Origin of the sequence: Sulfurimonas sp., assembly GCF_041563035.1 — a bacterium.
Classification (GTDB): domain Bacteria; phylum Campylobacterota; class Campylobacteria; order Campylobacterales; family Sulfurimonadaceae; genus Sulfurimonas.
The window spans coordinates 1-17,201 of record NZ_JBFFNS010000015.1 but is presented as its reverse complement, the minus strand read 5'-3'; the positions used below and the strand labels follow the sequence as shown (position 1 = coordinate 17,201).

The following is a 17,201-nucleotide window of genomic DNA, read 5'->3' as shown; positions in this document are numbered from 1 at the left end:
ATATATAATATTTAGAATAAAGGATTTTTTTATGGAAACAAGTTTTGATACATTTTATGAGACTGAAGTACCTGAAGATGAACTTATTGTCTCTCGTGCAGATTTTTCAGGGAAAATAACATACGTAAATGAGACATTTGCAGATATCTCAGGATATGAACCAAATGAACTTATCGGACAACCACATAATGTCATAAGACATCTAGATATGCCAAAATCAGTGTTCGCAGGTTTGTGGGAAACTATCAAAAATGGAGATGTTTGGCACGGTTATGTAAAAAACTGTCGTAAAGATGGTGGATACTATTGGGTATATGCTAGAGTATCTACTGTTATGAAAGATGGAAAACCTGTAGAGTATAAATCTGTAAGAGAACCTATATCGCGCAAAAAAGCAACAGAGATGCAAGACCTATACGATAAGTTAAGAAGTGAAGAAGAGGGTACGACAAGGGTTGTTCTCTATATTGCCAATGATAAACTTGAAGCAGCTAAGGCTCTTGAAGAATAGTTAAAAAGACTTAAGGCGTTTACTATATGATAAGACTTGCATCTGGCTCTTCTACTCGTGCTTTTCTTCTACGTGAGGCAGGTATTGAGTTCATTCAAGAGGCAATAGACTTTGATGAGGACGCAATTATAGCCTCATCTCCTAAAAATTTTGTGTATCAGGCTACGCTCGGTAAGTATGAAGTAAATCTAAAAGAATTTGGGTTTGAAGACTATCCTCTATTAGTCGCAGATACCGTTGTGACCGCACAGGGACAAATACTTCGTAAAGCCAGATGCACGGATGATGCCAAAAATATTCTGATGACTCAAAGCGGAAATATTACTTCGATAGTCACTTGTATGATATACCACTCGAAAGAAAAAAAGATTATTGATATCTCTCAAACAGACTATATATTTGATGAATTTGATCTTGATGATTTAGAAGATTATCTGCAAAGCGGTGAGTGGAGAGGAAAGGCTGGAGCTTGTATGGTAGAGGGCTTTTGTAAGCAATACATCAAAGAAGTAAGAGGCTTTGAGAGTACTGCTATGGGATTAAACACAGAAGTTCTGAAAGCTTTTATCTAGTTATTTACACAAATCCTATTTCTGCCGCTATCTTTTGCCTTGTAAAGAAGAGCATCTGCTTTTCTGTATAGTTCATTTTCATCTTTAACAGATAACGCATCTTCAATGACTAAACCAAATGAAGCAGTTATATATTTACTTACGCTATTTTTTTCATGTTTAATTTTTAAGTCTTCAATGTTTTGTTTCATATGTTCAATAAGTATTGTAGCTTGCTCTTTGTCTAGACCTTTAAAGAGTATACCAAACTCCTCACCGCCGAGTCTAAAGCAGTAATCATCTGCTCTTGTTAGAGAGCTTTTTAAAGATCGTGAAATGCTTTTAAGTGCATTGTCACCACTTATGTGACCATATGTATCATTATATAGTTTAAAATAATCGATGTCCATAACGGCAAAACATATATTTTGATTCTCACGCTTTGCACTGTTAATTAGTTTTGGAAAGATTTCATTAAAATATCTTCTGTTGTAAAGGCTTGTAAGTTCATCTGTAATTGATATCTCTTGTAGTTTTTGTTCTGCCTCTTTACGGATTTGTATCTCTTTTTTGAGTTTTGTGTTTATTCGTAAGATTATTAATAGTATAGAAATAAAAACGAACACTATTCCAGCAATCCAAATCAAAATAGGTGTGTAATTTATTTCTTTATCGTAATTAACAGAAATCCATTTATTTAAAATTTCTTGTCGTTTTTTAGATGATATTTGTTTTATTGCTTTATTGAAAATATTTTTGAGCATGGGCTCATCATTTCTTGAGCCAATTCCCAATTCCCACTTTTCATCGAACTTGCCTGCAATTTTCAGTTCTCCGATATGATTTTTTTGAATGTGATATCCAGTAGTAGCTAAGGTGCCGATGAAACCAAACAACTCTTTATCTATAACTTTTTGAAGCCCATCTTTTAAATTATCTACTTTAACAAGATTCATTTTTGGATATCTTTCTTGTAAGATCTCTCCATATGCATAACCTTTTACTATGCCTATCTTCTTATCTACGAGAGTTGAGATATCATTTATAAAAAACTCATCAAGATTTGTCACAATAACTAAAGGTATCTCTAGGTATGGTTTTGTGAAATCTAAATATTTTTCTCTCTCTTTAGTAGGCATAACAAGAGAAAAAATATCACACTTTCTCTCAACTCCTAGCTTTAAAGATTCACTCCATGTTTGAGTAGGTATCATTTTAATCGGAGTGCCTATTTCTTTTTCTATGATCTCTATATACTCAGCACTCATCCCGATATGTTTGCCCTTTTCATTTTTTTCAAATGGCATCCAGTCTGGATCAATACACATCTTAATAACTTTTTTATTTTTTAAATAATTATTTTCTTCATTGCTTAGAATCTTATTTTTTCGTAGCTTTTTGTTTTGAATTTTATTTGGATCGAATGGTTCAAAGATATATTCATCTACATCAATCTCATTTTCTATCAATCCATGTTCTTTATAAATTTGAAGTGTATATTTAATGCGTCCCTTATCTAGTGTCCCAATTGGAATAGACTTTCTCTGTATAATATCCTCTATAGCCTCTGCTTCATATCTTAAGTGCTCTATAGATTTGTTTTTTGCGTATTTCTCTTTGATTAGTTTGATGATCTCTTCTTTATGCTCTAAAGCATAATACCAACCTTTTATGGTCGCTTTTTTGAACTTCTCTACTCTCTTAGGGTGCTCTTTTGCTTCTTGCATATTTGTAAAAAGCATGTCACCATATAGATCTAAACCATAATTAGAAGGATTGATAATATTTATATCTATCCCTTTTTCTCTAAAATAAAAGGGCTCATTAGTAAGATATCCGGCATAAGCATCTACTTTGCGGTTTATTAGTGATGTATAGTTTTCTTTGTCTTTTGTTCTATGAAGGTTTGGTGCTACAGCAATATGCTCAAGCATTGATAAGATTCCAAACCCATCAGTGTCTTTTTTATAAAACATTAATTTTTTATTGTTTAGTTTATATGGAGAGTCTATTCCACTACTTTTTAGAGTCAGTATAACACCTGGAGAATGTTGAAAAATTGGTGCTACTATAGTTAAAGGCTCTTTTTTAGCTTTGTATAAAAGTAATACTGAGTCAGCTATACCATACTCAGCTTCGCCATTTATGACCTGTTCTATATTGTTTTTTGTTCTGTCTCTTTCTCGTATTTCAACATCAAGTCCAAGATCCGAGTAAAAGCCTTTTTCTTTTGCGGCATAGTAACCGGCAAATTGAAACTGATGCAACCATTTTAACTGTAAAACAATCTTTTCATTAGCCAAAAGAGATGCCGATAGCGTGAAAAATAAAATAAAAAATATTCTCATACAATCCCTATTATATATTTGACTTAATTGTACTGAAAATGTGTTAATAAGCTTGTGAAGTTTGCAGTTTGCCATAAATTTCACAGAATATAATAAGTTTATAAATATGTACTAGTAGATTTATACAAGATAAAACTATTTAGTGATAAAATAGTAACAAAAAGGGGTCTTATATTTTAAAGCATTATAAATTATATCTACTTATATCAGCAATATTTTTACTCCTTATATATGCCAGTTGGCAGTATATAGACTTTTTGAAATCAAAAAGAGATTCTTTAGCAGTGTCTAAGCACAGAGTCCAAGCTCTTTCCATGCATGAAAAAGTAAGCAGTATGATTTTACAAAAGCAAAAGGCTACTGTTGCAATGGCTCTCAGTATAGCAAGTGACAGGTATTTGGCAGAAAATATTAAAAACAAAACGATTAAAGAAAATTACTATAGAAATTTGATTGCTCAGTATAGGGAAAACACACTTTATAAGAACATTTGGATTCAGCTTTTAGACAAAGATATAAACTCACTTTACAGAAGTTGGAGTCCTAAAAGGGGAGATAATCTTAGCAAAATCAGACAAGATCTTGTTAATGTTGCTACGACTAAAAAAGTAGCGTACTCTGTAAGTGTCGGTAAGTTTAACTTAACCATCAAAGCTATAGTTCCACTTTTTATAGGTGAAGAATTTATAGGGATTATTGAGGTTATCTCACACTTCAACTCTATCTCTAAACAGTTGAAAAAATCAGATATAGACTCGGTTGTTGTACTAAAAAAAGAGTTTAAAAAACAACTTTTATATCCATTTACAAAGCTCTTTATAGATAACTACTATGTGGCAAACTTTGATGCACCTAAAGAAGCAATGGACTATTTGAAAGAAAATGGAGTTGAGAAATATTTTAACAACTCGTATAAAATAGAAAATGGTCAAATTATAGCCTCTTATGAACTTAAAAATAAAAATGAGAAAGCTGTAGGTTACTACATAATGTTTAAGAAGATAGATACTATCTCAAATATGGACTTAGACTTTTTCATGTTTAAGTGGATGGCTCTTGGAATTATAGTTATGATGAGTATTGCGATTATTGTTAGTTCAATGCTATTTTTTGCTAACAGAAGACAGAAAAAATACTTTCATAATATTATAAACTCTGCTACAAATATTGTACTCATTAACAATAGAAAATCTCTTTTAGATGTTAATAGAATCTTTTTTAAATATTTTGACAAATATAAAACTCTTGAAGAGTTTTTAGAAGATAATGAGTGTATATGTGACTTTTTTGTAGAAGAAGATGGATATATACAGGCTAATATGAGTGGTACCAAATGGGTAGATTATCTCGTGGAAAATCAATCTAATATACATAAGATGAAAGTAGATATCTTTGGTAAGGTTTACTATTTCTCTGTAAGTGCATCTAAAGTTTTAAAAGAGAAAAACTACTACAGTATAGTTCTCACAGATATCACAGAACAGGAAAACTATAGAAAAGAGTTAGAGCACCTCAGTGTGACTGACAGCCTGACTGGAATCGGTAACCGTAGATATTTTCATCAAAAAATAGAAGAAGAGATTCAACGTGCTAAGAGGTACAAGCATCCTCTATCTTTAATAATGTTTGATATAGACTACTTCAAACAGGTCAATGATAAACATGGTCACAGTGTAGGTGATGAAGTTCTTATTGAGTACACTAAACTAATAAACTCACTACTGCGTGAAGGTGATGTCTTTAGTAGAATCGGTGGTGAAGAATTTATTATTATATTGCCACATGCAAGAAGAGATGAAGCACAAAAAATAGCTGAAAAATTAAGAGCTAAGATAGAATTTTTTCAAAAAATTCTTCCGATTACTATGAGTTTCGGTGTTGTTGAGTACATAGTGGGTGAGGAAATAGAGTTTATCTTTAAAAGAGTAGATGATGCGCTTTATAAAGCTAAAGAAAGCGGAAGAAATATAGTTGTTGTTGGGTAGATATGTATTATGAAAATGAATTAAAAGCTTTAAAACGCTCGGCTAGATATAGAACTAGAGAAGTAGTGGACAACGATGTTTTAGACTTTGCATCTAATGACTACTTAGGTCTTTCACACAACAAAGAACTGCATAACAAAACTTGCCAAACGTTATCAGAATTCCCTATTCACAGTTCAAAAGCTTCTCTTTTAGTAAATGGTTACCATCAGATACATAAAGACTTTGAAGACTCTTTAAAAGAGGCAAATGGATTTGAAGATGCAGTAGTGTTAGGGAGTGGTTTTAATGCTAATATAGCTCTTATAGAAGCACTTGTCAGACGTGGCGATGATCTTTTTATGGATGAGTTTTACCATGCCTCAGGAGTGCTCGCATCCCAGATTAACGGTATAAATGTAAAGTATTTTAAACACAACGATATGAAAGAACTATCTGAGATGTTAAAATCTTCAGATGCTAAGAGAAAGATAGTCGCAGTTGAGGGCATCTACTCTATGGATGGCGACTTAGTAGACTCTGAGGTTTTTAGCATCTGTGACAATGAAGATGCTATTCTTATCGTGGACGAAGCGCACAGTAGCGGTGTTGTTGGAGATAAACTTATGGGTGTCTTTGATCTTTACAACATAGGTGCAAAACCAAACCACATAAAGATGGGAACTCTTGGTAAAGCATACGGAAGTTTTGGTGCATATATCTTAGCATCTGAGCATATAGTTGACTACCTTATAAACCGTGCAAAGCCAATCATCTACGCTACGTCACTATCTCTTTATGACACTCTGCTGGCGCATAATTCTCTGAAGTACATACTCTCAAACATAAACTCTTTAAAGGGCGAAATAGCAGTTCGTCAAAGAGTCGTCTATGAGGAGCTTGGCATCAGTGTTGAAGGTCTAATAGTCCCAATACTAATCGGTGACAATACGAAGGTTATAGAGATTAAAAACAGACTTTTTGCAAACGGTTATGCAGTCGGTGGCATCAGACAGCCAACTGTCAAGAGTGCTATTATCAGACTTATTGCAAGACTTGGACAGAGTGAAGAAGAGTTAAGAACTCTGTGCAAATCAATTAAAAGTATGACAGTTTGAAATATTTAACAAGAGAGGCGCATTTTTTTTGTACAATTGTACCAATAAAAAGTTGGAGATAATTCTTGTATAAAATATCGCAAAGAAGATACCTAGGCAATAAAAACAGAATTTTGGATTTTATAGCCGAAATCATAAAAGAAGAAGTCGGAGATTTTAACTCTCTATGCGATATCTTCTCTGGAACAGGTGTTGTCGGAGAGTATTTTAATACAAAAAACAAGAAGATAATCTCTAATGATCTGCTTTACAACAACTATGTCTCACTAAACGCTTTTTTAAATCCTGAACCATTCAATGAAGTAAAACTCTTAAAGATCATAGATGACTTCAATAACCTAGAAATTGAAGAAGATAACTACTTCTCAGAAAATTTTGGAGACAGATATTTCTCCATGAGAGTTGCAAAAAAAATAGGTTATATAAGAGAAAATATTAGAGACCTGTTTGTAAATAATTTTATTAATCAAAAAGAGAAAAATATACTTCTGACATCTTTGATGTACTCAGTTGACAGAATAGCAAACACTGTAGGACACTACGATGCCTACATAAAAAAAGATATAAAGAAGCAAGAACTGGTTATGAAAATGCTTGAGATTGCCAGCGACAAAAACGCAAAAAATGAGATTCACAATAAAGATGCAAACCTTTTAGTTAGAGATATAGAGTGCGATGTTCTGTATCTTGATCCTCCGTATAACTCAAGACAGTATTGTGACGCATACCATCTTCTTGAAAATCTATCTCTTTGGAATAAACCTGAGGTTTTTGGAGTGGCAAAAAAGTTTGATAGAACAAAGATAAAAAGTGACTACTCAAAGATAAATGCAGCTGAGAGTTTTGATGACCTTATTCAAAATGCGAAGTGTAAATACATACTACTTTCATACAACAACATGGGCGAAAAAGGCAATTCCAGAAGTAATGCCAAAATCACCGATGAAGATATTATAAAAAGCATGTCCAAACGAGGTGAAGTGAAAATTTTTGAGAAAGAATACAAAGCGTTTACTACAGGAAAAAGTAAGCATAGCGATAACAAAGAGAGAGTGTTTTTTGTTAAGGTAGAAGTTTGAGAAAAGCTTGGTCTATCTCAACGACTGTAAGAAATCCAGAAAGACTGCGTAATTTTCTAATAACTCTAAAAGAGATTGAAAATGAAGAGTGGAATCATAAAACACAAATAGAGTTTCAAGCTAGACTTGTTAAAAATAGATATTATGGATTTGGGAGTACTCAATTTTATAATAATTTACCATCACATCTTGTTGAGCATATTCAAGATATTAATCATATTATTACTTTGGATGAAGCTGTACATATTTTAGAAGAAAGAAATTATCCAGAGGGAATAGCTATAAGAGGCAGAACATCATATAAGCCTCTTGAAAAAATAGGATTAGCTTCTATTGTCGATAAAAAAATAAAATTAACCTCACTTGGCAAATATCTATTAGAAGATGATTACGACTTAGGTGAAATGTTTTTCAAAAGCTTTTTAAAGTGGCAATATCCAAATCCCGTAGATAGAGATTTTAGAGATTCTGAGATTTACAATCTAAAGCCATTTATCTTGACTCTGCACCTTATAAACGAAGTGAACAAGCTTTGCAAATCAAAAAGTATAAATGCAGTAGGCATCTCAAAAACAGAGTTTGAGATTTTTGGACAGACACTTCTGAACTACAAAGATTTAAAGACTCAAGCTAAGACTTTAGTCGAGTTTAGATTGGCACTTAAAGCACTTAAAACTTACAAAGAAAAAAAAGAGTTCATTCAAAAATATATAGAAGAATTTTTAGCAGATTTTACAAATATAGATAACAATAATCTAAGTGATTATGCTGATAACACCATAAGATATTTTAGACTTACAAGACTCATTCATATTCGTGGTAATGGTTTTTATATAGACCTTGAACCAAGAAGAATGGTAGAGATAAATGCACTCTTAGAGACTTATGATGGAAGCAGTGACGAGTTTAGTAAAAAAGATTATATAGAGTATATATCAGATATAAATTTACCAGTTTTACCGTGGCAGAGTGAGCAAGAGCAGAAGAAGATCTCAGATGCTATAAAAGTGGAGATAGAAGCTTTAGAGTCTGAGTTACAGATGCAAGTACCTCTAGATGCAAAGAATGTAGAAGAACTTAGAGAATACCGAAAAAAACTCCAAAATATAAAGATAAAAAAAGAGCTTCAAAATCTCTCTAAAATAGATGAGACCATAGAAGCACTAAACAACATAAGAAACTTAGATCTCAAGCCTAGTATAGCTCTTGAGAAGTACATAACAATGGCTCTAAACATTATCAACGATGCAAAAGAGATAAAAGCTAACTCTCTGGTTGGAGATGACAATGAGTTCATATTTACAGCTCCCGCAAATAAGCCGGATATAGAGTGTTATTATGAGAGTTTCAATAGCATCTGTGAAGTTACAATGTTAAACGGAAGAGATCAGTGGCATAATGAAGGTCAACCAGTCATGAGGCATTTTCGAGATTTTGAAAATGCATCATCAACTGAGCTGAACTATTGTCTATTCATAGCTCCAAAACTTCACCGTGACACTATAAATACTTTCTGGTTTTCGCTAAAATACGAATACGAAGGAACTAAGCAAAAAATAGTTCCATTTACGATAAATCAGATTATAGAAATACTAGAAGTTATTAAAAAGTTAAAAGAAGACGGTAAGCTCTTTTCGCATCTACAGTTTCAAAAAATACTAGATGAAATAGTCGCCTTAAAAGATGAAGATAGCGTAAACAATTCTGATGATTGGTTAAGAGCCATTCCAGAGCAAATAAATAAATTTAAGAGAGAAGTTTTATGAAGTTAGACAAAATTTATAACGCCGACTGCATCAAAACTTTACAAGATACAAAAAAGATAGAAAAAGAGAGCGTTCAGCTTATTTTTGCTGATCCTCCATACAACTTGTCTGGAAATGCTCTGAAGTCTACAGGAAGTAAGACCGGTGGTGATTTTACAATGGTAAATGAAGACTGGGACAAGATGGAAGAACAAGAGTTCATCATTTTTACAAATGAATGGGTAAAAGCTTGCAAGGATGTCTTAAAACCAAACGGTTCAATCTTCATTGCCTGTTCTTACCACAATATTGGTGAGTCTATTATGAGTTTGAAGCTCAATGGCTTTGATATAAAAAATGTCATTACTTGGAACAAATCAAACGCGATGCCAAACCTTACTCGAAGAGTTCTGACTCATACTACAGAGTTTGTTATATGGGCTGTAAAAGGTAAGGGCTGGATATTTAACTATGATGTTTTAAAAGAGCTAAATCCTGAGAAACGTCAAGATGGAACTGATAAGCAGATGCGAGATATCTGGACTATGCCGCTATGTCAGGGTAAAGAGAGACTTCGTGATGAAGACGGTAAAAAAGCTTTGCATCCGACACAAAAACCAGAAGAGCTTTTAAAGAGGATTATATTAGGTTTTTCGAACGAGGGCGACATTGTCCTTGACCCGTTTGGCGGGAGCGGTACAACGCCTTTTATAGCTAAAAAATACAAGAGAAGTTATATAGCTATTGAACGTGAGAAAAAGTACGCAGATGCTATAAGGCAGAGAGTAAGTTAAGTGTTACTTGAAATTGGATAAAATAAAAAATGAAAATTTCTAAACTGCATATCACCTTCAAAGATAAAACTTTAGTAAATATAGCTTTTGATATAGCCTCTTCTCTAGCTCTTGTAGGACAGAGTGGAAGCGGAAAAAGCTTAACGCTAAAAGCCCTTCTTGGGATGTTGCCTAGCAGTATGGCGTATGAGTTAGAAGTAGATTCAAAGTTTGAGCTAAAAACCGGAAAGGATCTCTCTTTTGTTCCTCAAAACCCATTTACAGCTCTCTCTCCACTTACAAAAATAAGAAAACAATTTTTTGTAGATGATGAAAGAATCCAAGAGCTTTTCGCTCAAGTAGATCTAGATATAGAACTCGCAGATAGATTTGCTCCTGAGCTTTCAGGTGGGCAACTTCAAAGAGTAGTTATAGCAATGGCTCTAGAACAAGATCCACAACTCATTCTTTTAGATGAGCCGACAACTGCCCTTGATCCTGAGACAAGAATCCTTATCTTGGATCTGTTAAGAGATCTGCAAAAGAGGCATGGGTTTAAGATGCTGTTTGTCACACACGATATGAACTCTGCAAAAGCTATTTGTGATGAGATATGTGTGATAAAAGACGGAAAAATAGTAGAAAGTGGAAATATGGAAACTGTTTTAAACTCTCCACAAGAAGAATATACAAAAACATTAATTGACGCAAACTTTGCAAACAGGGAATTTAGACAATGAGCAAACTTAAAAATATTTTTTTAAGCATATTACTACTGGGGTTTTTATCTCCATTTTTACTATTAGGATATTTCTTAACTGCACACACTTATGATATATCAACACTAACGGACTATAAGCCAGATGTAACAACTAGGATTTATGATAAAAATGGCGATAAAATAGCAAATATATTTGATGAAAAACATAGATATTATGCATCTTTTTCAGAGATTCCTCCAAGAGTTATTGAGGCACTTGTAGCCATAGAAGATACAACTTTTTTTGAGCATCCGGGAATAAACGTAGACGCTATCTTTCGTGCGGCTATAAAAGTTATAAAAGCTGGGAGTGCTGTCGAAGGTGCAAGTACGATTACTCAGCAGTTAGTAAAAAATGTACTTTTAACAAGAGAGAAAAAACTTTCACGTAAGATAAAAGAAGCTATATTTGCTCTAAAGCTAGAACGCGCACTTACAAAAGAGCAGATACTGGAACGCTACTTAAATGAGATCTACTACGGTCATGGATATTATGGTATCAAAACAGCTGCAGATGGCTATTTTCACAAAAAACTAGATGATCTTACTTTAAAAGAGATGGCTATCTTAGTCGGACTTCCAAAAGCTCCAAGTACTTATGCACCTACAAAGAACTATGAGATATCTATGGGCAGAGCAAATCGTGTAATCTCTAGAATGTATACACTAGGTTGGATAGATGAGAATACTTATAAAGAGGCTTTAGAAGAAAATCCGGAAGTCTTTGATGATACTCTTACTCAGAACAAAGCACCGTTTATAGTTGATGAAGTTGCAAGACGTGCACATGGACTTGGGATAAAAGATATGAAAACTGGTGGTTATGAGATATATACTACCATAGATATCAGACTTCAAGAAGTAGCAAGAGAAGCACTTAAAGATGCATATGACAAGTCGTTAGAAAGAATAGAAGGTTACAAAGTAAGAGAAGCAAAAATACTTGAGACAAACCCTGAATACGAAATATCTCCTGATGTAAATACATCTTTGCTAAATGGTTCAATTGTCTCACTTGATTCAGCAACAGGAGATATCTTGGCTCTAGTCGGTAGTGTTGACTATAAGACTTCTTCGTACAATCGTGCGACTCAAGGAAAGAGACTTCCAGGTTCTGCATTTAAGCCGTTCATCTATCAAGTAGCAATTGATCTTGGTTACTCTGGGGCTACTGAACTTGTAGATATATCGAGAACTTACACATATGAAAAAGATGGTGAAGAGCTAAAATGGCAGCCTAAAAACTATGAGAAAAACTATAAGGGTCTTATCTCTCTGAGAGAAGCACTAATCCACTCTAGAAATCTTGCTACTATTAACCTTGTAAATGACATAGGTTTACAACAATTACTTAAAGAGTTGGATAAGTTTGGTATAAAAAATCTTCCTAGAGACCTTTCTATTTCTCTTGGAACTATTTCTCTCTCGCCTTTGGAACTTGCAAAGTACTATACATCTTTTGCAAATCATGGCTTGCAGATAGAGCCGCATCTTATAAATTCTATAGATAAAAACGGAAATACTATTTATGAAAAGACTGAGCAAACTCAATTTATTACTGAACCGACACAAGCTTTCATAATGACTACTATTTTAAGAGATGTAGTTAACCGTGGTACTGGTAGAAGAGCAAGAGCAAAAGGCATAGAACTAGCTGGAAAGACAGGAACAACAAACAACAACATCGATGGTTGGTTTGCAGGATATTCACCTACTATAGAGACTATAGTCTGGTTTGGAAATGATGACAATACTCCTATGCACAGATGGGAGACTGGTGGTAAGATATCCGGTCCTGCATTTTCTCAGTACTATGAAAATGTTATCAAACTATATCCGCAGATCCAAAGGGAGTTTATAGCTCCTGAGGGAATCGTTGAAGTTGACGTAGGAAGCAGAAAAGAGTATTTTAGTGATATCTCTAAACCACCACGAACTGAAAACGATGCAAAACCGGAAGAGGAGTTGTTGTTTTGATGAAAAATATATTACTAGCTTTGTTACTACTTAGCAGTGTGGCAAACGCAGAACTATTTAAAAAGTCAAATGTAGGAGTAGGTGTAGCTATCGGTGGTGGTACTGTAACTACAGTTAGAGACGGACAACAAAACTACACAATACTTGGTGTTAATGCTGATTATTTCGTAATAGATAACTTGTCTGTAGGTATTGGCGTTATGAGTTGGTTAGGTGCTACTCCTACACTAAACCAGATTACTGTTCCTGTTACTTACTACATGCCTCTGAATGAAAAATTGCGTCCATATGTTGGAGCATTTGTAAGAAAGACTTATGTGAGTGATGGTTATGAAGATTTTGAGTCGTATGGTGGAAAACTTGGTGTGGCTATGATTTTATCTCCGAACTCTTATATTGGTGCGGGGATGATAAGCGAACACCAATCGTCTTGCTCTAATTGGCAAGATAGTTGCTCAAGAACATACCCTGAGTTTGTGTTCGCTTTTTCTTTTTAGAAGTAGTAACCGATTTTTACAGCGGCGTAGTTGTCACTCGCTGTATCGCTTAGTCCGTAGGCGTAGTTTAGAGTTGTGAACCAGTTTGAGTCAATACTGTAAAAAAGGTAAAAAGATGCAGTATCTATATCGTCTATGCCTTTATAGATGCTGTCGCTACTATTGTATGAAGCACTAACATAAACTTTTGAACTTGGGTAAAATCCTACACCGGCGTTATATGAGTTTGTATTTTGATATAAAATGGGTGTCACCGTCTTAATATCATCGTCATTAATGATTGTATAGCTATAACCGCCAAAAATATTTACATTATCCAACATATAGCTAAGACTTAGCGATGAGGTATAGTCAGTGTTATTATTATTTAAGTCTGTATCATATGTTGGGAGAATAACTCCAACGCCCAAACGAACACTAAGATTCTCTACAGGGTTTAGTTTATAGTAAGCACCTAAAAATGAATCATTCATTCCATCGCTACTGTAAATAATACTGTCGGAGTTATAATAGGATGTAGCTGCTTGAAGTGAAAAGTTTTTGTAGTAGTAGTCCATCTGGATACTTTTAGAAGTGACATCAGTATCTTCGAGCGTTGTATAACTTTTTTGGGAATAATCAATACCCAATATAATATCAAAATGATGCGGAGACTCCAAATATTTAGTAGTACACCCATTTATGTCTACTAATTCGCTGAACGGTGTATTGGGACATTGGTCCAACTTGTCATCAACTCCATCCATATCAGAATCACTATATGCCAATAGACTGACCGAGAGGGTCAACAGTAAAAGTAATGTCTTGTTCATTCATATCCTTTAGTATCGCTATAAAAGCGATACTGTATAGTTTTATTTGTTACCCATAAACTTATTAGGAGTGTTTCCGCCAGACCCAAGTCTGTTTTGCTGCATCTGTTGAGTTCTTTGCATATTCTCAGTTTGCTCCATTTGGTGAATACGACTTCTCTCTCTAGTTCTTTCTCTAGTTTGAGTTTGTACCTGATCACCCTTAGCATTCATGCTTGAGCGCAACTGCGCAATAGCCTCAGCCCTTTCTTCGGTACTAAGAGTAGAGACTGTCTTCTTGAACTCGTTTACAAGTGCTACTCTTTCTTCCGGTGTAGCACTTCCAATAGCGGCAACTTGCTCATCTATCGTAGCTGACATACCTAGTGTTAAACTTCCCAGCAACATTAAAGTTGCACTTAATTTTAAAGTATTCATTTCATATCCTTTTGTTTTGATAGTGTTATTATTACATAAGAGCGTTAGTCCTTTGTAAGCTGTATGCTAGCTAAGTGTTAGTTTTGATAAATCAAGAGAGAATGTACTGCCTTGATTTATTTTACTATTTACACTTAGTTTGATATCAAGCTCATCACATAGTTTTTTCACTATATGAAGACCGATTCCTATTCCTCTGTCCTGCTCTTTATAAAATCTGTCAAAGATTTTTTTTGGATTCTTTATACCTTTCCCTGAGTCTATGATATCCAGAGTTTTAATAGTGTTCTCATATATAATATTTACATAGCCCTTGTCCCTGTTATATTTAGCGGCATTAGTTAAAATATTGCTTACAATACGTGTAAACGCTTCTTTATTAGTTAGAAGTTTAACATCTTTGGCATTTATCTTAAAACTGATTGCAGAGTAGTTCTTTTCCAGTAAAGAGACCTGTTCTTTTAGTACTGATTCGAGAGAGAACTCTTCTTTTTGCATATCATGGTTTTTGAGGTATGAGCGTAGATGTTTTTGAAGAGAGAGTACATTTTCTACACTCTGCTCGATTCTATCTACTTTTTCATTTTCACCTATCTCTCTTTTTAGCATAGAAGAGTTAAGCCTCAAAGTGGCAAGCGGAGTGTTGAAATCATGCAGTATATCTTTTATAAACTCTTGAGTCAGAAGAAGTGCATTTCTAAGAGGATAGAGAGCATAAATAGAAAATAATATAGAGAGTATAAATACTATGGCTAAAACAGCAGAAAATCTCCAAATGTTATTACTTTTGAGTAGAGTGATCTCTTTATTGTATTTTTCACGCTCTAAACGAAGAAGCATGATGTTTTTAGTTGAACCTGGTATGGGATAGTAGCTGCTTAGTCCATATTCATCTTTGTACAAAGAGTATAGTTTTTCCTCCTTGTGTTCCAAGAAGTCTATGTAAAACTGTTCACACTTTAAATCAAAACTACATACCCGCATCTCAGATAGAAGTTTCTCATCAAGTGTCTGTACTTCTTTTGTGAAGTTTATATAAAATAGAGTTGCAATAAGAACTCCCAGTGAAGTAAAAAAAAGTAAAAAGCTTTTTAAAAATGATTCTCTTTCAACTCTATTCAATGATATATCCTATACCTCTAAGGTTTTTTATATCTAAGCCTGTCGTCCGTTTTAGTTTTGTTATAGCTACTCTGAGAGCTGTTGGAGACGGCTTTTCCAAACACTCCATGAGTATGTCCCTATCTAGGACTTGACCTATGTTTTGTATGAACATATCAAAGAGTTTTTCTTGTGTTTCACCAAGTGATAGAGCCCGACCATTTTTTCTTAAAAGCTTGCTTTGCGGGTTATACTCTAAAGAGTTGTAAGTAATGTTTGAACTCTTAGATGCAAGTTTTGCATTTACTCTTATAAGAAGTTCTTCCGGAAAAAATGGTTTTTTGAGGTAGTCTTGAGCCCCGATTTTAAAAGCTTTTGAAATAGATTCCAAGTCAACAAGAGCACTTATAAAAATTGTTTGCGTCTTATCGTCGGCATCTCTCAGGCTCTCTAACAGCTCAAGACCGTTCATGTCAGGTACATTTATGTCAAATACATAGAGATCGAACCTGTTTTCGTAGGTCTCGTCTATTGCTGCGTTTCCAGATGTCACTAAAGTGACATCATAACACTCAGATACTAAGAGATCCTGCAAAGTTTGTGCTAGTAGCTTGTCATCTTCAAGAAGTAGTATTTTTTTACTCATACCTTATTATAAGGTATAAGTGTTAGCGAAATGTTAATGATGGTTTATTATTAGTCTTTTTTATCTTCAGATTTTTTAAGAGATTTGATGTTGATTTTTCTTCCAACTTTTTTTGGAGGAAAACTTGCATCTCTTGGGCTTCCATCATGACGGTGGTTTCTCTCTCCTGATTTCCCTGAGAAGATTGCTTTACCGTTTTCATCTTTACCTAGATACTTGTTAGGCTCTTTTTTCTTTTTAGCCCACTTGTCGTCTTTGTCGGATTTGCTAAAGTCTTTTTTGAAATCTTTCTTGTCATCTCTTTTGAAGTCTTTTTTATCGTCTCTTTTGAAATCCTTTTTAAAGTCTTTCTTGTCGTCAGAGTATTCTCTTTTTGGCTTTGGCTCACCAGTCTCTTTGTCGTAACGTTTTTTAGCTTCTTCTTTTATCTGACTCTGAGTCATTTTCTTAGGAGCAGGTCTTGCATCTGTTTTTGGTTTTTCTTTAACTTCATACTCAAAACCTTCTATGATGTCTTGTTTGATTACACGACCTAAAAGAGTCTCTATTGGGTAAAGAAGATTCTGCTCAGTCTCATTTAAAAGAAGAAGAGCTCTGCTAGTCGTGTGAGAGAGTCTAGCCATATATACAATAGCTTTACCGGGTACATCAAGACTGATTAGCAAGTCACAAGTCATGCTCTCATCTTTGATAAGAGTTTTGTCATCTACAACTTGTACATTCTCCAGCGCTTGAGAGTTTTCATTTTGCAGATAATCTTCAACACTTTTAGCATCTATAGATGTTACTACGATGATTTTACTCTCTCTATTATCAGATATAAGTTTGTTGACTAGAGATAATTTCTTATCATTAGGACATGGATGCACGCGGTGGTTGTTAGGTTTGATAGTTGGTTGTGT

The 17,201-nt window shown here is 34.1% G+C and carries 16 protein-coding genes; 10 read left to right on the top strand and 6 right to left on the bottom strand.

The window, feature by feature from the left end:
* The first annotated feature begins 31 nt into the window (after window positions 1–31).
* Both ABZC13_RS10040 and maf read left to right on the top strand, forming a co-directional pair.
* Complete coding sequence (locus ABZC13_RS10040; RefSeq protein ID WP_373003006.1) at window positions 32–511, top strand: PAS domain-containing protein; 480 nt, start codon at window positions 32–34, stop codon at window positions 509–511.
* 26 nt (window positions 512–537) lie between these two features.
* On the top strand, window positions 538–1,083 hold the full coding sequence (maf, locus tag ABZC13_RS10035; protein WP_373003004.1) for a septum formation inhibitor Maf: 546 nt from the start codon (window positions 538–540) through the stop codon (window positions 1,081–1,083).
* On the opposite strand, the gene ABZC13_RS10030 is transcribed toward maf, so the two are convergent.
* A complete protein-coding gene (locus tag ABZC13_RS10030) occupies window positions 1,080–3,410 on the bottom strand; it encodes a diguanylate cyclase (RefSeq protein WP_373003002.1) in 2,331 nt (776 codons plus the stop codon). The genes maf and ABZC13_RS10030 overlap by 4 nt on opposite strands.
* A 284-nt stretch (window positions 3,411–3,694) precedes the next feature.
* On the opposite strand from ABZC13_RS10030, the gene ABZC13_RS10025 reads away from it, so the two are divergent.
* From ABZC13_RS10025 to ABZC13_RS09990, 8 genes are all read left to right on the top strand, one after another.
* A complete protein-coding gene (locus ABZC13_RS10025; protein ID WP_373003000.1) occupies window positions 3,695–5,395 on the top strand; it encodes a diguanylate cyclase in 1,701 nt (566 codons plus the stop codon).
* Between the two features lie 2 nt (window positions 5,396–5,397).
* Window positions 5,398–6,492 carry an aminotransferase class I/II-fold pyridoxal phosphate-dependent enzyme gene (locus tag ABZC13_RS10020; protein WP_373002998.1) on the top strand — a complete coding sequence of 365 codons (1,095 nt, stop codon included), beginning with the start codon at window positions 5,398–5,400 and terminating at the stop codon, window positions 6,490–6,492.
* 65 nt (window positions 6,493–6,557) lie between these two features.
* Window positions 6,558–7,571 carry a DNA adenine methylase gene (locus ABZC13_RS10015; protein ID WP_373002996.1) on the top strand — a complete coding sequence of 338 codons (1,014 nt, stop codon included), beginning with the start codon at window positions 6,558–6,560 and terminating at the stop codon, window positions 7,569–7,571.
* On the top strand, window positions 7,568–9,337 hold the full coding sequence (locus ABZC13_RS10010; RefSeq protein WP_373002994.1) for an AlwI family type II restriction endonuclease: 1,770 nt from the start codon (window positions 7,568–7,570) through the stop codon (window positions 9,335–9,337). The genes ABZC13_RS10015 and ABZC13_RS10010 overlap by 4 nt, the downstream gene beginning before the upstream one ends.
* Window positions 9,334–10,110 (top strand): site-specific DNA-methyltransferase, encoded by a 777-nt coding sequence (locus ABZC13_RS10005; RefSeq protein ID WP_373002992.1) that lies wholly within the window; start codon window positions 9,334–9,336, stop codon window positions 10,108–10,110. The genes ABZC13_RS10010 and ABZC13_RS10005 overlap by 4 nt, the downstream gene beginning before the upstream one ends.
* A gap of 29 nt (window positions 10,111–10,139) precedes the next feature.
* Window positions 10,140–10,829, top strand: coding sequence for an ATP-binding cassette domain-containing protein (locus ABZC13_RS10000; protein ID WP_373002990.1), 690 nt, complete (start codon window positions 10,140–10,142; stop codon window positions 10,827–10,829).
* Window positions 10,826–12,826, top strand: coding sequence for a penicillin-binding protein 1A (locus ABZC13_RS09995; RefSeq protein WP_373002988.1), 2,001 nt, complete (start codon window positions 10,826–10,828; stop codon window positions 12,824–12,826). Before ABZC13_RS10000 ends, ABZC13_RS09995 begins: the two co-directional genes overlap by 4 nt.
* Entirely contained in the window at window positions 12,826–13,323 is a 498-nt protein-coding gene (locus ABZC13_RS09990; RefSeq protein ID WP_373002986.1) for a hypothetical protein, read from the top strand. Before ABZC13_RS09995 ends, ABZC13_RS09990 begins: the two co-directional genes overlap by 1 nt.
* Here the strand turns inward: ABZC13_RS09990 and ABZC13_RS09985 are convergent.
* From ABZC13_RS09985 to ABZC13_RS09965, 5 genes are all read right to left on the bottom strand, one after another.
* Window positions 13,320–14,135 carry a DUF3187 domain-containing protein gene (locus ABZC13_RS09985; RefSeq protein WP_373002984.1) on the bottom strand — a complete coding sequence of 272 codons (816 nt, stop codon included), beginning with the start codon at window positions 14,133–14,135 and terminating at the stop codon, window positions 13,320–13,322. The two genes, ABZC13_RS09990 and ABZC13_RS09985, sit on opposite strands and share 4 nt — an antisense overlap.
* Before the next feature lie 42 nt (window positions 14,136–14,177).
* Complete coding sequence (locus ABZC13_RS09980; RefSeq protein ID WP_373002982.1) at window positions 14,178–14,552, bottom strand: hypothetical protein; 375 nt, start codon at window positions 14,550–14,552, stop codon at window positions 14,178–14,180.
* 66 nt (window positions 14,553–14,618) lie between these two features.
* Window positions 14,619–15,674, bottom strand: a complete 1,056-nt coding sequence (locus ABZC13_RS09975; protein ID WP_373002980.1) for a sensor histidine kinase — start codon at window positions 15,672–15,674, stop codon at window positions 14,619–14,621.
* A complete protein-coding gene (locus ABZC13_RS09970) occupies window positions 15,667–16,299 on the bottom strand; it encodes a response regulator transcription factor (RefSeq protein WP_373002978.1) in 633 nt (210 codons plus the stop codon). The genes ABZC13_RS09975 and ABZC13_RS09970 overlap by 8 nt, the downstream gene beginning before the upstream one ends.
* A gap of 50 nt (window positions 16,300–16,349) precedes the next feature.
* A partial coding sequence (locus ABZC13_RS09965) for a hypothetical protein (RefSeq protein ID WP_373002976.1) occupies window positions 16,350–17,201 on the bottom strand: 852 nt, incomplete at its 5' end.

Excerpts from the sequence above, each read along its gene's own strand:
- ABZC13_RS10005 (WP_373002992.1), top strand. The coding sequence starts at position 9,334 with ATGAAGTTAGACAAAATTTATAACGCCGACTGCATCAAAACTTTACAA.
- ABZC13_RS09985 (WP_373002984.1), bottom strand. The coding sequence starts at position 14,135 with ATGAACAAGACATTACTTTTACTGTTGACCCTCTCGGTCAGTCTATTG.
- ABZC13_RS09980 (WP_373002982.1), bottom strand. The coding sequence starts at position 14,552 with ATGAATACTTTAAAATTAAGTGCAACTTTAATGTTGCTGGGAAGTTTA.
- ABZC13_RS10000 (WP_373002990.1), top strand. The coding sequence starts at position 10,140 with ATGAAAATTTCTAAACTGCATATCACCTTCAAAGATAAAACTTTAGTA.
- ABZC13_RS10020 (WP_373002998.1), top strand. The coding sequence starts at position 5,398 with ATGTATTATGAAAATGAATTAAAAGCTTTAAAACGCTCGGCTAGATAT.
- ABZC13_RS10030 (WP_373003002.1), bottom strand. The coding sequence starts at position 3,410 with ATGAGAATATTTTTTATTTTATTTTTCACGCTATCGGCATCTCTTTTG.
- ABZC13_RS09990 (WP_373002986.1), top strand. The coding sequence starts at position 12,826 with ATGAAAAATATATTACTAGCTTTGTTACTACTTAGCAGTGTGGCAAAC.
- ABZC13_RS09970 (WP_373002978.1), bottom strand. The coding sequence starts at position 16,299 with ATGAGTAAAAAAATACTACTTCTTGAAGATGACAAGCTACTAGCACAA.
- ABZC13_RS09995 (WP_373002988.1), top strand. The coding sequence starts at position 10,826 with ATGAGCAAACTTAAAAATATTTTTTTAAGCATATTACTACTGGGGTTT.
- ABZC13_RS10040 (WP_373003006.1), top strand. The coding sequence starts at position 32 with ATGGAAACAAGTTTTGATACATTTTATGAGACTGAAGTACCTGAAGAT.
- maf (WP_373003004.1), top strand. The coding sequence starts at position 538 with ATGATAAGACTTGCATCTGGCTCTTCTACTCGTGCTTTTCTTCTACGT.